Raw genomic sequence first — 16,451 nt, 5'->3', positions numbered from 1 at the left:
CAGAACTCACGTTAATAAGCAATCCACCACTTTCTCCCATGACCAGTCTAGAACCTTTGTTTTGTGCCGTTGATGATTTCTGCCAAGTCTTCGAACCTCAATGGCAACAACAGCTGCTGGCCTCGAAACAACGGCGGCGACGTCGCTCAAGAAGCTTGAGTTTAAGCGAGATAATGACGATATTGATTGCATTTGATCAATCTCATTATCGTCACTTCAAGTATTTCTATCTCATTAATGTGCGTCATCACTGGCGAGGAGCTTTTCCCAGAGCAGTGAGTGACCAACGTTTTGTGGAGTGGATGCCTTCGACGTTAGTACCTCTCTCTATGTGTCTACCTACAGCACTGTTATGGTCAATGCACAGGTATCAGCTTCAAGTATCAAAGTTTGTCACAATCGCCGCATCTCTCAACATCACGTTTTTGATGGCCATGCCGCTCGAGGTAAAACCTCTGTGGGTTGGTTCTTTGGTTTCAAACTACATCTGGTTATCAATGACCATGGCGAATTACTCAATGTTAAAATCACGCCTGGCAACACCAATGATAGAAAGCCGGTAGTGGAGCTTTTGAAAGGGTTATCGGGAAAAGTCTTTGCCGATAAAGGTTACGTCTCTCAAGCTCTGGCACAGTATTTACAAGAAGAATATGATGAGAGGCTTCTAGCTAAGCCTCGTCGCAATATGAAGAATCACCTGATGCTTTGGCGTGACAAAGTGCTGGCTCGTAAGCGAGCTTTAATTGAGACCGTCATTGACCAACTGAAGAATATTTCTCAGATTGAACACTCTCGCCATCGCAGTCCAGCGAACTTTTGTGTCAACTTGCTTTGCGGTCTCATTGCCTACTGTCATCAGCCTAAGAAACCCTCTCTTCAGCTTGATTAGAACCTCATTTCCTTATCCCGAACTCACGTTAACTAGATAACGACTACACTTCTAATCCACTAACTAGAGAGTCGGGTGATCCCAACTATACTTAACAGCAGTCAAGACGGCGATCGCCTAATTTCTCTCCCCAAAAAACATAAATTTGCGAAACTACCCGATTTCTACCCGAATTCTTCCCCAGATTCTCCCAATTCATTTCTTAGGGTGTGAATGTAAGCGAATTCTACTCACTAACCTATGAAATCTTTCTCTATCAAATTTGCGGCGATCGTTCTCGGAGCAATGGCTATTTCGGCAACAGCATTGGGGATGTCTTCTAGAGCCGACGAAATGGCCGACTGTCCTGATGTCTTTGAAGGCGTCAATCTCAGTGTTCAACAAGAAGCAAAACTCTGGAACTTAGAAGATAATCTTGATGCACAAATCGATAGCATTTTCCCACTGTCCGAAGCTGAGGAAATGAAAATTGAGCAACTCGAAGTTCAGTACGAAGGGCAGTTTGAAAGCATCTTATCTGCGCAACAGCTTCAGCAAATTGAAGCGTTGGATGAAGAAATCGATCAACAACTCATGGCGATCGTTCCGGAGTGGTTTGAGGAGGAAGAAAAAGAACCTGTCTTGACTCAGGCACAAATCCAGAAAATCGATGCCCTCGATCAAGAATATGAGGAGAGTTTCCAGAAGATTTTGACGACGGAGCAAAAACAAAAAATTGACAGCCTAGAATACCAACTCGACGAAGAAATCGAAGCACTATTGCCCAAACCTACAGAGAGCCAAGAAGAGCAAATTATTGCAGCGGAGGAAGCGTTCGAAGCAGAAGTGGGTCAACTCCTAACACCGCAGCAGTTGGAAGTCGTTGAGCAAAATCTTGCTTGTGAATGGTCTGAAGACGAATAGTCGCTATTAGGGAGGAGAAATCTAGCATTTCCCTCCCTAAACTTGTTTGAGACGATAGCCAACACCATGAACAGTTTCAATCAAATCTGATGGCGCACCAGCTTTACGGAGTTTTTGGCGCAAACTTTTGAGGTGAGATTTCACCGTTTCCTCATCCGGTGCAACATCCAGATCCCAACATTGATCAATAATCACAGCACGACTCAAAACCCGCCGACCACTCCGTAAAAATAAGGCAAGTAGACTAAATTCTTTTGGGGTCAATCGCAGCAACTCGCCATCATAAAAAACTTCATGGGTCGCTTGATCAAGTTGTGCTTTTTCCCAAGTCAACAGAGAGCTAGCTTCACCGAGATTTCCTCGCCTCGCTAAAGCCCTTAGACGAGCAAGCAACTCCAATAAATCAAAGGGTTTAACGACATAATCATCAGCTCCCGCGTCTAATCCAGCAACTTTATCTGTGTTGGTATCCCGTGCTGTCAACATCAAAATCGGGACACGTTTCCCGGCTTGCCGTAACCGCTGACAGAGATTAATACCATTGATTTTGGGGAGCATTACATCCAGGATGAGTAGGCCATATTCTAAATCCGTTGCCTGAATCCAGCCCATTTCGCCATCGGTCACCCAATCCACGATATAGCCTGTATCGGTTAAGGCTTCGGTTAAACTTTCACCCAATTGTTGATCGTCTTCGACTAGCAGGATTCGCATATTAGTAGATTACACAAACACAAAAGAGGCGATCGCCAAACAAAAAAAAGACATACGCTACGATGGCTCTAGTATAGGCAAATCAAACGTTTTAGAGTTATTCCTGCTGTTCTCGAAACATAACGACAACTATTCTATTTTGATGAAGTTTCCCTCGACACAAAAGTGGCTTTCCTTTGGTTTTGGGGCGATCGCCATACTTCTAGGGCTAAATGGCATTGTGTTACATCAGAAAATTGTCGGTCGGCAGGAAACCTTAGAAACCTCTGTCGCGATCTGGGAAAACTATGGTTATTTAAATTTCTCGATGACCATTGTGGCTTTAGCGGAGGTGAGTCAACAAAATTATCTCGCAACGGGTAATCCAGAGGCTTTAGCGACCTCCTCTGAGCAACTCAATATTTTGCAGGAAATTCGTACGGAACTTTTGGCAGAAAAAGAGGCTATTGAGGCGATCACCTCCGAAGAGTTCCCAGATGATCTGGAGGCTGAAGAAGAATTTTTTGAAACCCAAGAATATCAAGAATCCCTAGACGCCCTTGATAATGCCCTAGTAATTTATATCCAGCGTTTACAACAGGGCATCGAACAGTACGATTCCAACAGCCTAGATGTAACGATCCAACTCCAACTGGCTCAACAGCTGAATGAAGCTCAGCTCGAAATACAGGAAGCTCTACTTAATTTTGTCGAACTTGAGCTGATTGATCTTGAGATGGCCGAGTCCGATACCCGCGTCCAAATTAACAATGACCTCTGGTTAATGTGGTTAATGTTGGGATTGAGTTTAGTCGCTTTAGGCATTTTGTATGGTTGGCTATTGCGAACTTCCAATCAGGGCGATCGCCACGCAGCAGAACTCAGTAAAAACAATAAACTTCTTTCTGAAAAATTAGAGATTGCCATGCGTGAACTGAAGCAATCTCAGTCTTCACTACAAACAGAATCCGATCTGCGACAAACTTTGGAAGCCACTTGTCAGGAAATTGAAGAAGCAAAGGAGCTCACTGACCTTAAACTGAATTTTTTCTCTCTCGCTTCCCACGAGCTGCGAACGCCTCTCAGTGCGATTCTGGTTTCCGCCCAACTGCTCGATAATCCCAATGCCAAATGGACAGAGGAAAAGCGCTCACGCAACCTTCGCCGGATTCAATCTTCAGCAAAAACCATGACCCAACTCTTGGCTGATATTTTGCTATTGACAAGGGCAGAGGCTGGCAAACTCGAATTTAATCCACAAGTCATTGAGCTGAAACCTTTTTGTCAAAAATTGGTTGAGGAAGTCAAATTTAATAGCCAAGCCCAACATGACATTGAGGTGATTCAGCAGGGAGAATGTGACCATGCCTATCTCGACGAAATTCTGTTGCGGGCGATGTTGATGAGCCTATTGACCAATGCCATTAAATATTCACCACAGGAAAGTCAGATTCTCTTCACCATCAAGGGAGAGGTAGAATGCGCCAACTTTCAAATCAAAGATCAAGGCATCGGAATTCCATTCACTGATCAGAAAAATCTATTTGAAATGTTTCGCCGTGGCACCAATACAAAAGGTATTACGGGTACAGGGCTAGGATTAGCTGTCGTCAAAAAATGCTTGGATATTCACGGTGGGGCGATCGACGTGCAGAGCCAAGTTGGTGTGGGAACAACTTTTTCGATAGAAATTCCTTGGAGTGCCCAAACAGAAAATCACGAAAAGCGACCGCAATTTTGAGTTCAGATAATTTTTTGCAACGTGAGTTATTGGAACCTTCTTCCATGGGATTGTCGTCAGTTTGCCTAATGAGTCGCTAGACTAAAAATCTAAATTGTTTTTTGTGAAGAGTTGAACTGTGCCTAGACATCATTGGTTAATTGCCCTTGGGGCTTGTGCGAGTGTTTTAATGACCGAAGCTCCTGTGCGATCGCAGGTAGCGGTGCCGCTGACCCCAAAGTTGAACCAAGAGCAACTCGAAGAGGAAGGTCTCAAACTGATTGATGATGCGATTCAGCTGTCGCGATTCCAGCAGTACGAATGGGCGATTCCTCGGGCAAAACTGGCCACACAACTTGTCCCCAATCGCTTTGAAGGCTGGTACATCCTCGGCACATTATTGGTGCAAGAAGAGGAGTTAGAAGAAAGTATTGCAGCTCTCAAACGGGCAAAGCGTTTAGAGTCGAGCGAAGGTGGTATTTACAGCATCCTCGGTGCAGCTTATTTCCAGAGTGGGGAATATGAGCTGGCAGTGCCAGAACTAGAAACAGCGTTAGCTCTCGGTGATGAGTCTATCGAAGTGTTGTTTGACCTCGGTAATGCACAACTCAAACTCAAGGACTATAACAAGGCGATCGCCACCTATGAGCGTGCGGTTAAACAGCGAGATGACTTTTGGCCTGCAATTAACAATATCGGCTTAATTTATTACGAGCAGGGTAATCTTGAAGCAGCTATTAAAAAATGGGAAACAGCTATCAATATTGACTCGACCATGGCAGAACCCAAGCTTGCGGTAGCAGTGGCAACCTATGCCCTAGGTAACCAAGAGAAAGGGTTAGAGTTAGCGCGCGAAGCTCTCAGTTTAGATGGGCGCTACGGTGATATTGAGTTTCTTGATGAAAACCTCTGGGGCGAAAATCTCCTCCAAGCCACCGAAATGGTTTTCCAAACGCCCTCTTTGCAAGCTGTGTTTGAAGAGCTGACAGAAAAATCTTTCCAACCCGAAGAAATGGAACCTTAGGCTCAACAGTGCGATACCATAAGCATCATTTCTGACGTAGGAAAATAGATTGCCGTGGCACAGGTTGCGCTTCAAAATATCCAGAAATCTTTCCTTGACCGCTCGACGCGTAAGCCAACGAAGGTATTACGAGGTATTGACCTCAATATCCAAGCTGGCGAATTCATGGTGCTCGTCGGCGCATCAGGGTGCGGTAAAAGTACGCTCTTACGGCTAATTGCGGGCTTAGAAACAGTGACAGGTGGGGAAATATGGATCGGCGATCGCCCCGTCAATAAATTGCCATCAAAGGCGCGGGATATTGCGATGGTGTTTCAAAATTATGCGCTGTATCCCCATCTCAATGTTTACGACAATATTGCCTTTGGTTTGCGACGGATGCCGACAGCAGATACGAGTACCAACTGGCTGAGTAATCTTGGCCGTGGGGTCACCGGTGTTTTACCAAAATCATTACGCTATCAACCGCCCCAAGAAAAAGTCATTCGCAGCAAAGTCGTACAAGTCGCGCAACTTTTACAGATTGACCATCTCCTCACGCGTTTACCAAAGCAACTTTCAGGTGGCCAAAAACAACGGGTTGCACTCGGACGGGCGATCGCCAGAAATCCCCAAGTTTTTCTCATGGATGAGCCACTATCCAACCTCGATGCCGCACTCCGCAGCGAAACCCGCACTCAAATTGTGCAACTTCAGCAGCAACTGGATATCACAACCATTTACGTCACCCACGACCAAACCGAAGCAATGACGATGGGCGATCGCATCGCGGTGATGAATGAAGGTGAAATCCTGCAAGTAGCCCCACCATTAGAAGTTTATAACTATCCCGTCAATCGTTACGTTGCAGAGTTTATTGGGTCGCCTCCAATGAATTTTCTGCAGGTTGCAGTGTTGCCGAATGGCGTCATCGAACATCCTCAATTCCGATGCACTATCACTGGTTTCTGGAAAGAAACTCTCAAATCATATGAAGGGCGATCGCTTCTTTTGGGGATTCGACCAGAACATTTGCGAGTCAGTCCAGCAGCAACAAAAAATATGGAAGTTACCGTTGATGTGGTAGAAGCTCTCGGGAACGATACATTTTTAACAGCTCACCTCACCGAAATTTCGAGCACCACCATCCGCGTCAGAACTGAACCACACACCACTTACCGTCCCCAACAATCTTTGTGGCTACAGCAAATTTCAGCCTAGCAAGGTGTATGAAGTAGTATAGGTGAGTTGACTGGTGAGGAAGAAAGTAGCATCTTGCCGAAAGCCTACTCATTAGACTTAAGACAGAAAATAGTGGATGCCTACGAAAGGGGTGGTGTGAGTCAAAGTAGTCTTGCCCGACAATTTGGAGTGGCGAAAAGTTTTGTACAAAAGCTCCTCGACCAAAAACGACTGACAGGGTCGATTGCTCCGAAAAAACGAAGCCAACAAACACCTCCCAAATTAAACGAAGAGCATCAAACAATATTGCGCCAGTTGCTCACCAAGAAAAACGATGCGACGCTAGCGGAACTATGTGATGAGATGGAGAAACGCACTGGTCTCCGTGTGGCCAATAGCACCATGCATCGCACCTTAAGAAGAATGGGATATAGCCTCAAAAAAAACATTCTATCCAGACCTTAAGGCGACAAAACGAGTGCAACAAGCCAGATATGATTTTTGGCAGAAAATGCAAGCGACTCTAGCGAAAAACTTGATTTTTATCGATGAATCGGGCGTGAACTTAGCCATGACAAGACTGAGGGCACGTTCTGAGAAAGGGAAACGAGCTTATAGTCCGAAATCCAGTAAACGAGGCAAGAATGTTTCTTTGATTGGAGCATTAGGCTTCAAGGGAATGGTCGCTAATTATCATCTGCTGGGGAGTACGGATGGATTAACCTTTGAAGCATTCATCAGCCAGAAGTTAATACCAAACTTATGGGCGGGAGCATGTGTGGTGATGGATAACTGTTCGATTCATTTAGGAGAGTCAGTACGCACAATGATTGAGGCCGTGGGAGCTAAGTTGATTTACCTTCCTCCCTATTCTCCAGATTTTTCACCCATTGAAAATTGCTGGTCAAAGTTGAAAAGTACCTTGAAAAGTATCGGGGCAAGAACTTATCTAGCTCTAGACAAGGCAATTGAGGTAGCTTTTTCCAAGATTACCCTTGATGATATTCGATGCTGGTTTACACATTGCTGCTATTGCACCTCACTCGACTAGAAATTGCTATATCACTTGATTTGGAAAATTTACACTTTTTTGACCCAGATACCGAGTTTTCGATTCGTCCTATGGGAGCATAAATTGTAATCGGTTTATTTTCCTGTAATTCCTAAAAAACATGTCGCTTTTCGAGCAAATTCAACAGACGACGACCCATGCCAAAAATCTAGGGGCATTAATTTCACTCACGACAAAACAAGAGCTCGTAGAAGATCAAGGCATTTCGTTTGTGGTCAGAATTCTCGAAAGAATCAATAAAAAAGAAAACTATCAGGCTAAACAGGTCAAGCGGCAGATCAATCCTTTTTTGCCCTACGAGCAAGATTTATTTGTGTGCGATCTCTCGGCAAATCATGTGTGCTTGCTGAATAAATTTAACGTCGTCGATAACCATATTTTGATCATTACGCGGGATTTCCAGTCGCAAGAAGATTGGATCACGCAACCCGATTTTGCGGCTCTCGCGACCTGTATGGCAGAGATTGACGGTTTAGCGTTTTACAATGCCGGGCAATCAGCCGGAGCCAGCCAACCCCACAAACATTTACAACTTATCCCTTTCTCTGATGGCCTTGATCAGTTTGATGTGCCGATAGAGAAGGTGATCACCCAACTAGATTTCACCACAGCCCAACCGACTAGCCTTACTATTTTTCCGTTTAAACATGCGATCGCCTCAATCCCAGAGCATCACGATGGCCAGACCCTCTTTGAGATTTACGAAAGCTTACTGAACTATCTAAATTTCATCGATAAACCCCTCGCCCAAGGTCAACAAACTCAACCCTATAATCTCCTTGCCACCCGCCGTTGGATGATGCTCATTCACCGTACCCAAGATTGCTATGAACGGATTTCAGTGAATTCCCTCGGATTTGCTGGAGCTCTACTAGTGCGCGATCGCCCTCAACTGGACTTCCTCAAAACTCTGACCCCAATCCAACTCCTTGGGAAAGTAGCTCAAGCTATTTAAACAGCAACATCAAACAGAAGTAATCCTTAAAAATTAGAGAACTGGAGGCGAGTAGTCCGACCAGTCAAGCTTCTCCCTTCAACCAATATGTCGGCACTTATGAAACCACCACAATCATGATTGATGGCGAAATCGTTGACATAGAAGAGTCTGGCATAGTGGGTTTGACCTTAGAGCAAAAAGGAGAGGTATTGATCGGGTCGCTCTTGGTTGGCTTTCCCGTTAATGCATTTAGTTTTGGTGTACTCAGTACGACCTACGGTGATGGCGAAACTTCTGGGGAATATTGGTTGCCCACATTAAAAAATATTCGAGAGTTTCAAGAGAGTAATGTTAAACGCCAATTGTGCAGTAGCTCAATACTTCCATTCACTCTAAATTTCGCAAACAGTGCCATGCTCAAGTCCACCATGTGTTTTGATTTAGAGACGACCTTCGTCCTGCGATGAAACCGAGCAAACCAATGGCGATTGTCTGAGTTGTTTCTCTCAATTGCTATTGTCTCTTTCTTGCTAATGACATGAAAAGCATCTGGGTGATTCTCTAATAGCTGTTGATAGGGTTTCCAATTATCGGTGCAATAGACAGTGATTTGCCATTGCGATAACCGCTCTAGTAAATGACCTAAAGTTCGACTATCACGACTTCCCAATTCCCAGTCAATGAGTCGCCCAGTATTACGGTCATATGCTTTCCAGACCCAAAGTTTGTTTTTTTCTCTTGGATAAAATGCCATAGCTCATCTAGCTCCACCACGACAGCAGACTCAGGAGTGGGCTTTTCATAATTGGCTTCACCGAAATCTCTTACCCAATTGAGCACTGATTGAGCTGATACACCGAGAATCTTGGCTGTCGCATTCATGGACATACCACTCATATACATCAATACAGCTTCTAATTTCATCCAGAGAGGCTTGCCCCGCTCTTTAGAAAAGCTTGTAAATTGATAATTACACTGCTTACACTTAAATCGTTGACGATTTTTAGCAAATCCACTTTTGATGATGTCTTGAGCATTACATTGGGGGCAGTGAATTGTCATAGCGAGAATTTCTAGGAAACGACTCACTCCATTTTGCTATAGCATTACTTACTTGAAACTCTCAAATATACCTACTCCTATCCAAAAGAACTTGTCTCTGAGTGGAAATGCAATGTGAAGTTTTGCGCTTCATCGCAAGACTGTTAATTAGACACTGCGTTAGCATACTTTTACATAGAGACAATAACTGAACATCAAGAATAGCAATGGATTCAGCCGTGGAACGGTAATGCATAGCGAACTTCCCGACCCTAACTTCACACAATAGATTCCTCGCCTCATATGGACATCAAAGTAACTGGTTTAACGCAAGATGAGCTCGACTTGGCAATTGTGCGATCGCCCTTGGTTGTTTCTCCAGAAACGATGGTGATGGATGTCATCTCCCAAATGAGTGGCTTACGCAATCTCTGTTGGGTGGAAAAAGAAATTAATCGTATCGATATCGAAATTGCAGCCCGTTCTAGCTGTGTCATTGTGGCTGAAAATAATCAATTGCTCGGGATCCTCACAGAGAGAGATGTCGTGCGATTAACCACTCAACAGATTGTTTTGGACAATTTGCGTGTGAGTGATGTCATGAGTGGAGAGGTCATTACCCTACGTGAATCAGAGTTTGTTGATATCTTTTGCGCTTTAAATGTTTTTCAGCAGAATCGTATTCGTCATTTGCCTGTGCTCGATGACGAAGGTAATCTCACTGGATTATTAACCCATGAAAGTTTGCAGCATATATTACGCCCTATAGATTTGCTGCGCCTCCAATTGGTTAAAGAAATCATGGCCACCAATGTCATCTATGCAAATGCTCATGTGGACATGTTAGACGTTGCGACTCTCATGGCAGAGAGACGGATTAGTTCCGTTGTGATTGTGCGGCAACAATTAGATCAAGATCAGCAACCTCTCCAGATTCCCATCGGAATTATTACTGAACGCGATATCGTTCAATTCAAAGCATTGGGGATCTCATTACATGCATGCCAAGTGAATGCTGTGATGAGTTCGCCTGTTTTTTCGGTTCAGCCTGAAGATTCTCTCTGGGATGTGCAACAGCTGATGGAAGAGCGGTTTATCGGACGTGTCGCAGTTACGGGTTCCCAAGGAGAATTACTCGGTATTGTGACTAAGACCAGTGTCTTACAAGCATTTAACTCACTAGAACTCTACAAACTAGCTGAGATCCTAGATGCAAAGGTACTGCGGTTAGAAGCTGAAAAAATAGAACTTCTGGAGAATCGTGCCCTTGAATTGGAGCATTTGGTTGAACAACGAACATTAGCCCTGAGAACTCAGGCTGAGCATTCTCATTTATTAGCCAGTGTTGCTTCTCAAATTCGACTCTCTCTAGAGTTGCAACCAATTCTTGATACAACGGTTGAAAAACTCCAGGCATTTTTGGGATGTGATCGCGTTGCAATTTGGCAATTTCAGTCTGATCATGCTGTGATCAGTGTTGCTGAAGCGATCTCCGATAAGGTGAGGTCTCAGCTCGGACAACGGGTTTATGATCCCTGTTTTTCACCGGAGTGGGTTGATGCTTATCAAAATGGACGAGTCCGAGTCGTTGCTGATATTTACCAATCTGACATGGCTAAATGCCATCTATCTTTATTAGAAGAACTACAAACACGAGCAAAAGTATTACTCCCCATTATTGAAGGGAGAAAGCTGTGGGGTTTACTGGAGGCTACAGAAAGCTGTGCTCCTAGGCAATGGCATCCTGAAGAGGTCACTTTACTTGAGCAATTGGCAACTCAGTTGGCGATCGCCATCCAGCAGGCGACAGCTTATCAACAAGCTCATGGCGAATTAATTGAGCGTCGTCAAACAGAAATTCGTTTGAAGGAGAGCGAAAAACGTCTTGCGACCCTTGCTGCTACAGCTCCAGTCGGCATTTATCGCACCGATGCAAAAGGCAATTGTGTCTATGTTAATGAGCGCTGGTGTCGGATTGCAGGAATCGAGGCAGAAAAAGCCTTGGGGGCTGGCTGGATGCAAGGACTCCATCCAAGTGATCAAGAAGCCATTCTCAATGAATGGCAGCAATCAATCCGAGAAGAACGGCCTTTTAATTTAGAGTTTCAATTTAAAAGACCAGATGGTTTTGCTACTTGGGTGTTTGCTCAGGCAGTAGCAGAACATGATGAAGATGGACAGATTATTGGCTATATCGGCACAATCACGGATATCAGCAATTTCAAGCAAGCTCAGGAGCTGATCCTTCACCATACACTTCATGACCCTCTCACGAATTTGCCGAATAGAACTTTGTTAATGGAGCGGTTAAGATTTGTGCTTGCTCGCATGCAGGAGATGGATGACTATCGTTATGCCCTTCTCTTCCTTGACCTTGATGGCTTTAAAGTAATTAACGATAGTTTGGGTTACTTGATTGGGGATCAGCTTTTATTGGCGATCGCCCGGAAGCTAGAAAAGCATGTACGGGAAGTTGATTTTGTCGCAAGGTTTGGCAGCGATGAATTTGTAATCCTATTAGAAGATATCGATAAAACTGAAGACATTATTCAGATTGTTGAGCAGATTTTAGTCGATTTTAAAACACCACTTTTTATTGGTGAATATGAAATATTTACGAGTGTAAGCATTGGCATCGTGATTGGCACCCATGAATATCATCAGGCTGCTGATGTAATTCGCGATGCTGATATTGCCATGCACCGTGCAAAATCCCGGGGACGAAACTTATATCAGTTATTCGATTCGGCGATGCATGAACAAATGATGTATCGGCTAAATCTAGAAACAAGTCTCCGCAAGGCTGTCAAACGAAAAGAATTTATTGTTTATTATCAGCCTTTAGTTGATATTTTAAATCGTCAGCTGGTGGGCTTCGAAGCCCTTGTTCGCTGGGAAAATCCTGACCATGGCATGGTTTCACCAGCAGATTTTGTGCCGATCGCCGAGGAAACTGGTTTGGTTGCACAAATAGATCGTTATGTTTTTAAAGCTGCCTGTCATCAATTGGCCGATTGGAAATCGAGATTCCCTGATTGTTTCCCGCTCAAAATGAGTATCAACCTCTCTGCCCAGAGTCTTCATAGAGCCAACTTAATTGAAGGCATTGAAAAAACGCTAGCTGAAACAGGTTTAGATGGCACTGACATTTGTTTGGAGGTGACTGAAAGTATGGTGATTGACGATATTGACCAAACTATCAAGTTGCTCAACCAACTTAAAGCTCGCAACATTCAAATTAGCATTGACGATTTTGGGACTGGTTATTCGTCTTTGAGCTATCTTCACCGATTGCCTGCCAATAATTTAAAGATTGATCGATCTTTTATTGGTTTTATGGAAGTGGGCGATCGCAACTATCAAATTGTTCAGGCGCTGATTACCTTGAGTAAGCAATTAGATTTAACGGTTGTTGCAGAAGGAATCGAAACAAAAGAACAGCTGCAATGGTTGCAAGATCTTGAGTGTCAATTAGGGCAAGGTTATTTATTTTCAAAGCCACTAGGTTGCAGTGAAATTGAAAAAAGTTTTCTCGCAATGGATGTCGCTAATCAGTCATTAGACTGTTTAAAGTGATTTTGTGAGTTTCGCTAAAACAGTTTCGATCGCCTCAACAACCTCTTTGGACTTTTGAGGATTCTCGACATCGGCATGGGCGATCACAAACCGTTTGGAGTCGTTATCAAAATATTTACCGGAAGCTGTGGCGAATTCTTCAGATAGTGCCGCACGAGTCAGGATATCTACGCCAATCTGAATATCCTTGCCGGCCATCCCAAATCCTTCTTTGACCATTTTGCTACCAAGAAGTGAACCCGGATTAACAGCAATAATGATAGGGTTTCCGTTTGTTTGAGCAAGGACATGTGACCAAATTGTGATGGCTGTTTTGCTCTGGGCATAGGCCTCAAAATCGTCGGCAATTTTAATTTGACCCGCTAATGCTTTTAAATTTACGGTGGCTTGGGCGGCAGAGGATAAATTGATAATTCTTCCCTCAGTTGTCATTAGAGGCAACAGTTTTTGGGTGAGGAAATAAGAGGCGATCGCATTCACGACAAATCTCACATCTAGACCATCATCAGTAATGGGATTTGCTGTCTTGAAAATGCCTGCATTGTTAATGAGGATATCCAACTTAGAATATTTGGCGGCGATCGCCTGTGCCATAGCTTCAACATCAGCCATGTGGGACAAATCAGCAAGATAACTTTCTACTTGGCCATCTTCAGCAGCAAGAGCATTCGCAACGTTTTCAAGCTTGCTTGGATTACGGCCGTGGATCAAAACTGTATGGCCGAGGGACACAAATTTCTTGGCGGTTTCAAGACCGATGCCGTCCGTCGAACCTGTAATCAAAATTGTTTTGGTCATGGTTTTCTTCTAGGTAAACTCCGGCAAAATTTCATCGGCGAGACGTTTCATGGTGGTCTCAATATTGGCTTTATTAAAACGCAGGTTTAGCGCCACATGGTTCACGCCAATTTCTTCTAAAGATTTGAGGTGGTTAAATAAGTGTTTGGTGCCGAGGCGAAATCCCAGATGAATCGGTTGCGGTTTTGCTTGGGGATCATCGGCCAAATCAATATAAAGTGGTTGCAGCACGGGCTTATTCGGTTGACCAGAAGCTTTGAGATGCGATCGCCAATCATTAATAATCTTTGCTTGTAGCGGAATATTGCGCGGATAAATCATCCAACCATCGCCATTTTCCGCAAGCCAATCAGGATTTTGTTGACTGCCCCCAGTGATCAGCAACGGTAATTTTTTAGCGGTTGGTTTCGGCAACATATCCATTCCCCCCGTCACCACACCATAATCATTCGAGAAAGAAGGTTTGTCCTCGCTCATGTGCCGAATATATTCAAAACTCTCTCGAAATCTCGCACCACGATCATGAAACGATAAATTTAAAGCGGGATATTCTTCCGGGCGATCGCCGGATGCAACTCCCAGAATTAATCGACCACCGGAAAGTACATCAACTGTTGCCGCAGCTTTAGCGATATGGGCAGGATGTCGCACAGGCAAAATAATACTGGAAACACCCAGGGCAATTTTTTTTGTTTGTGCCGCCAAAAAACCAAGATAAACAAAGGGATCATAGGTTTGGCCTGCATCTCCAAAAGTCGGTACATTAAACGGCACATCCCGTAACCAAACCGATGCGAAACCTAGTGATTCTGCTAATTGAATTTGTTCAAGATGATGCGCCATAGTCGGCACAGGATTATAGCCATGGTTTTCAAGGGGGACGACCAAACCCACAGTCAATCGATTCGCTTGAAAAACTTGGTCATAGCCCCGATTAATCGTTTGAAATGCTTGTTCTTGTTCTTGTTTTGTTTTAAGCATCTGAACTTCTGACCTCCTAATGAGCCAGCTTTAAAGAAATTTCATCCTTCCTCGGGGAAGGTGCCGTAGGCGGAAGGGGTTTCAGTCGGTTGCGCCACTTATCGAAAACCCACCCCTAACCCCTCCCAAGAGGGGAACTTTTGTAGAGATATTAATTAATCTCCTGAACACCAACGACCAGCTTTTCCCAAGCTCGCTGATTATCCATATCGAACTGTGCACCATTATCGTCAGCCCACTGAAAACGTTCGAGGGCAGGGGTTTGACTTGTCGCCTGATAGAGCCAATATGCTTCCGCTTTTAGTGCTTCATCAATCGGTTTATCGATGGATTCATAAACACTTTGCTTACAAGCATTGATGGATTCAGCAGGCCAAAGGGCAATACGATGCGCCAAATTTTCCACATAAGCACCAATTTCATCGGGGTCAAGGGCTTTGTTCACTGTGCCATAGGCTTCCGCTTGGTCGGCATCAAAATCCTGCGCCCCCAAAATAATTTCCAGCGCCTTACCTAAACCTGTTTGTCGAGCCATCCGCGATGCGCCACCACCACAAGGCAAAATCCCCATGCCCACTTCCATTTGCATAAACTTTGCTTTACCACGAGCTGCAAATCGCATATCGCAGGCCAAGGCAAATTCATGGCCGCCACCCCGCGCAAAGCCTTCAATTTTAGCGATTGTGGCCTGGGGTAATTTACTGATACGTTCCAAAACCACCTGCAAATCAAGGAGTTTTACCTCATCGCGGGACACAGCTTGGGCAGACATTTCTTTGAGAAAACTGGTGTCGGCATGGGCCACAAAAATCTCAGGATGAGCCGATTGAAACACCACCACCTTAATGTCGCGATTGGCTTCAAGGTGCTGCGCCAACATATTCAAATCAGCCAACATCGGTAAACCCTGCACATTTACAGGCGGGAAATCGAAAGTCACCCAGGCGATCGCCTTTTCGACGCGAACGGTAAAGGTTGTGAACTTATCATCCATGGGATTACTCCTAAATCTTTTGAATTTGCAAAATAGTGATTAAAAACCAGTGTTTGTCCCTAAATTTTGAAAAGGTTAGAGACAAGATGGAAGGGAACAAATCAATTGATATGGGGTGTTGTTCCTCAATAGCTAGCTTAGATCCGCTACAAAGATATTGACAAGTACCTACATTTTTGTAAGTAATGGAGGTGATTGTTTGTATTACGGGAACGTTTAGGCTGTGGCAAGAAAATATAATTGGAAAACAGGCTGCGATGTGGAGGCGACGCTGAGCGTTATTGGCGGTCGCTGGAAGGCAATTCTAATTTGTCATCTCCTCGATGGGCGCAAACGTTTCGGAGAATTGCGGCGACTCACTCCCAATGCCACAGAGCGGATGATTACTTTGCAATTGCGGGAACTAGAAGCTGATGGGGTGATTTCGCGCCATGTTTATGCCGAAGTGCCGCCCCGTGTGGAATATGAACTTACCGACTTTGGCCGCACCCTAGAGCAAATTTTGGTTGATATGCAGGAGTGGGGGCGTGATTTTAAAGCGCGCCGATTAGCGGAAGAAAAAACTGATGAAGAATCATAGTTTAAGTTGGCGATTATTCTGAGCTGATACATCAAAAAAATAAACTTTCACTAAACTGTAGTGTTTGTGTCAATAACACGAT

The 16,451-nt window shown here is 44.3% G+C and carries 14 protein-coding genes and 1 pseudogene; 10 read left to right on the top strand and 5 right to left on the bottom strand.

The features are described from left to right. The first annotated feature begins 38 nt into the window (after positions 1 to 38). Both LEPTO7376_RS02005 and LEPTO7376_RS02000 read left to right on the top strand, forming a co-directional pair. Positions 39 to 889 (top strand): annotated as a pseudogene (locus LEPTO7376_RS02005) (IS982 family transposase). Positions 890 to 1,129: 240 nt separating this feature from the next. Further along, positions 1,130 to 1,792, top strand: a complete 663-nt coding sequence (locus LEPTO7376_RS02000; protein ID WP_015132622.1) for a hypothetical protein — start codon at positions 1,130 to 1,132, stop codon at positions 1,790 to 1,792. A gap of 36 nt (positions 1,793 to 1,828) precedes the next feature. On the opposite strand, the gene LEPTO7376_RS01995 is transcribed toward LEPTO7376_RS02000, so the two are convergent. After that, positions 1,829 to 2,506, bottom strand: coding sequence for a response regulator transcription factor (locus tag LEPTO7376_RS01995; RefSeq protein ID WP_015132621.1), 678 nt, complete (start codon positions 2,504 to 2,506; stop codon positions 1,829 to 1,831). Between the two features lie 142 nt (positions 2,507 to 2,648). On the opposite strand from LEPTO7376_RS01995, the gene LEPTO7376_RS01990 reads away from it, so the two are divergent. The 6 genes from LEPTO7376_RS01990 (at position 2,649) to LEPTO7376_RS01965 (ending at position 8,417) form a co-directional block, all read left to right on the top strand. After that, on the top strand, positions 2,649 to 4,226 hold the full coding sequence (locus LEPTO7376_RS01990) for a HAMP domain-containing sensor histidine kinase (RefSeq protein WP_015132620.1): 1,578 nt from the start codon (positions 2,649 to 2,651) through the stop codon (positions 4,224 to 4,226). A 118-nt stretch (positions 4,227 to 4,344) separates the two neighbouring features. After that, positions 4,345 to 5,229: a tetratricopeptide repeat protein gene (locus LEPTO7376_RS01985; RefSeq protein WP_015132619.1), complete on the top strand. Its 885-nt coding sequence runs from the start codon at positions 4,345 to 4,347 to the stop codon at positions 5,227 to 5,229. A gap of 54 nt (positions 5,230 to 5,283) precedes the next feature. Next, positions 5,284 to 6,429, top strand: a complete 1,146-nt coding sequence (locus tag LEPTO7376_RS01980) for an ABC transporter ATP-binding protein (protein ID WP_015132618.1) — start codon at positions 5,284 to 5,286, stop codon at positions 6,427 to 6,429. Positions 6,430 to 6,456: 27 nt separating this feature from the next. After that, positions 6,457 to 6,855, top strand: coding sequence for a transposase (locus LEPTO7376_RS27090; RefSeq protein WP_225901096.1), 399 nt, complete (start codon positions 6,457 to 6,459; stop codon positions 6,853 to 6,855). Between the two features lie 13 nt (positions 6,856 to 6,868). Further along, on the top strand, positions 6,869 to 7,441 hold the full coding sequence (locus LEPTO7376_RS27085; RefSeq protein WP_041763060.1) for an IS630 family transposase: 573 nt from the start codon (positions 6,869 to 6,871) through the stop codon (positions 7,439 to 7,441). Between the two features lie 121 nt (positions 7,442 to 7,562). Beyond that, a complete protein-coding gene (locus tag LEPTO7376_RS01965; protein WP_015132617.1) occupies positions 7,563 to 8,417 on the top strand; it encodes an ATP adenylyltransferase in 855 nt (284 codons plus the stop codon). A gap of 319 nt (positions 8,418 to 8,736) precedes the next feature. On the opposite strand, the gene LEPTO7376_RS25495 is transcribed toward LEPTO7376_RS01965, so the two are convergent. Next, a protein-coding gene (locus tag LEPTO7376_RS25495; RefSeq protein WP_315861561.1) for an IS1 family transposase occupies positions 8,737 to 9,461 on the bottom strand; the annotation gives its coding sequence in 2 pieces (ribosomal slippage) (positions 8,737 to 9,137 and positions 9,137 to 9,461; 726 coding nt in all). A gap of 282 nt (positions 9,462 to 9,743) precedes the next feature. Here LEPTO7376_RS25495 and LEPTO7376_RS01950 point away from each other — a divergent pair. After that, positions 9,744 to 13,016, top strand: coding sequence for an EAL domain-containing protein (locus LEPTO7376_RS01950; protein WP_015132615.1), 3,273 nt, complete (start codon positions 9,744 to 9,746; stop codon positions 13,014 to 13,016). On the opposite strand, the gene LEPTO7376_RS01945 is transcribed toward LEPTO7376_RS01950, so the two are convergent. From LEPTO7376_RS01945 to LEPTO7376_RS01935, 3 genes are all read right to left on the bottom strand, one after another. Continuing rightward, positions 13,008 to 13,814: an SDR family NAD(P)-dependent oxidoreductase gene (locus LEPTO7376_RS01945; protein WP_015132614.1), complete on the bottom strand. Its 807-nt coding sequence runs from the start codon at positions 13,812 to 13,814 to the stop codon at positions 13,008 to 13,010. The two genes, LEPTO7376_RS01950 and LEPTO7376_RS01945, sit on opposite strands and share 9 nt — an antisense overlap. A 9-nt stretch (positions 13,815 to 13,823) precedes the next feature. Then, the gene (locus tag LEPTO7376_RS01940; protein WP_015132613.1) at positions 13,824 to 14,795 is read right to left on the bottom strand and encodes an LLM class oxidoreductase; all 972 of its coding nucleotides are present in this window, start codon (positions 14,793 to 14,795) and stop codon (positions 13,824 to 13,826) included. A gap of 151 nt (positions 14,796 to 14,946) precedes the next feature. Continuing rightward, the gene (locus tag LEPTO7376_RS01935; protein WP_015132612.1) at positions 14,947 to 15,789 is read right to left on the bottom strand and encodes an enoyl-CoA hydratase/isomerase family protein; all 843 of its coding nucleotides are present in this window, start codon (positions 15,787 to 15,789) and stop codon (positions 14,947 to 14,949) included. A gap of 223 nt (positions 15,790 to 16,012) precedes the next feature. Here LEPTO7376_RS01935 and LEPTO7376_RS01930 point away from each other — a divergent pair, with 223 nt between their 5' ends. Further along, positions 16,013 to 16,369 carry a helix-turn-helix domain-containing protein gene (locus tag LEPTO7376_RS01930; protein WP_015132611.1) on the top strand — a complete coding sequence of 119 codons (357 nt, stop codon included), beginning with the start codon at positions 16,013 to 16,015 and terminating at the stop codon, positions 16,367 to 16,369. Positions 16,370 to 16,451 lie beyond the last annotated feature (82 nt).

The organism is [Leptolyngbya] sp. PCC 7376 (assembly GCF_000316605.1).
Classification (GTDB): Bacteria; Cyanobacteriota; Cyanobacteriia; order Cyanobacteriales; family MRBY01; genus MRBY01.
The sequence above is the reverse complement of the archived record's forward strand: the minus strand, read 5'-3'. Positions and strand labels throughout refer to the sequence as shown.

Bases quoted from the DNA above. Each gene is read 5' to 3' on its own strand.
- LEPTO7376_RS02000 (WP_015132622.1), top strand. From the start codon at position 1,130: ATGAAATCTTTCTCTATCAAATTTGCGGCGATCGTTCTCGGAGCAATG.
- LEPTO7376_RS01995 (WP_015132621.1), bottom strand. From the start codon at position 2,506: ATGCGAATCCTGCTAGTCGAAGACGATCAACAATTGGGTGAAAGTTTA.
- LEPTO7376_RS01990 (WP_015132620.1), top strand. From the start codon at position 2,649: ATGAAGTTTCCCTCGACACAAAAGTGGCTTTCCTTTGGTTTTGGGGCG.
- LEPTO7376_RS01965 (WP_015132617.1), top strand. From the start codon at position 7,563: ATGTCGCTTTTCGAGCAAATTCAACAGACGACGACCCATGCCAAAAAT.
- LEPTO7376_RS01950 (WP_015132615.1), top strand. From the start codon at position 9,744: ATGGACATCAAAGTAACTGGTTTAACGCAAGATGAGCTCGACTTGGCA.
- LEPTO7376_RS01945 (WP_015132614.1), bottom strand. From the start codon at position 13,814: ATGACCAAAACAATTTTGATTACAGGTTCGACGGACGGCATCGGTCTT.
- LEPTO7376_RS01940 (WP_015132613.1), bottom strand. From the start codon at position 14,795: ATGCTTAAAACAAAACAAGAACAAGAACAAGCATTTCAAACGATTAAT.
- LEPTO7376_RS01935 (WP_015132612.1), bottom strand. From the start codon at position 15,789: ATGGATGATAAGTTCACAACCTTTACCGTTCGCGTCGAAAAGGCGATC.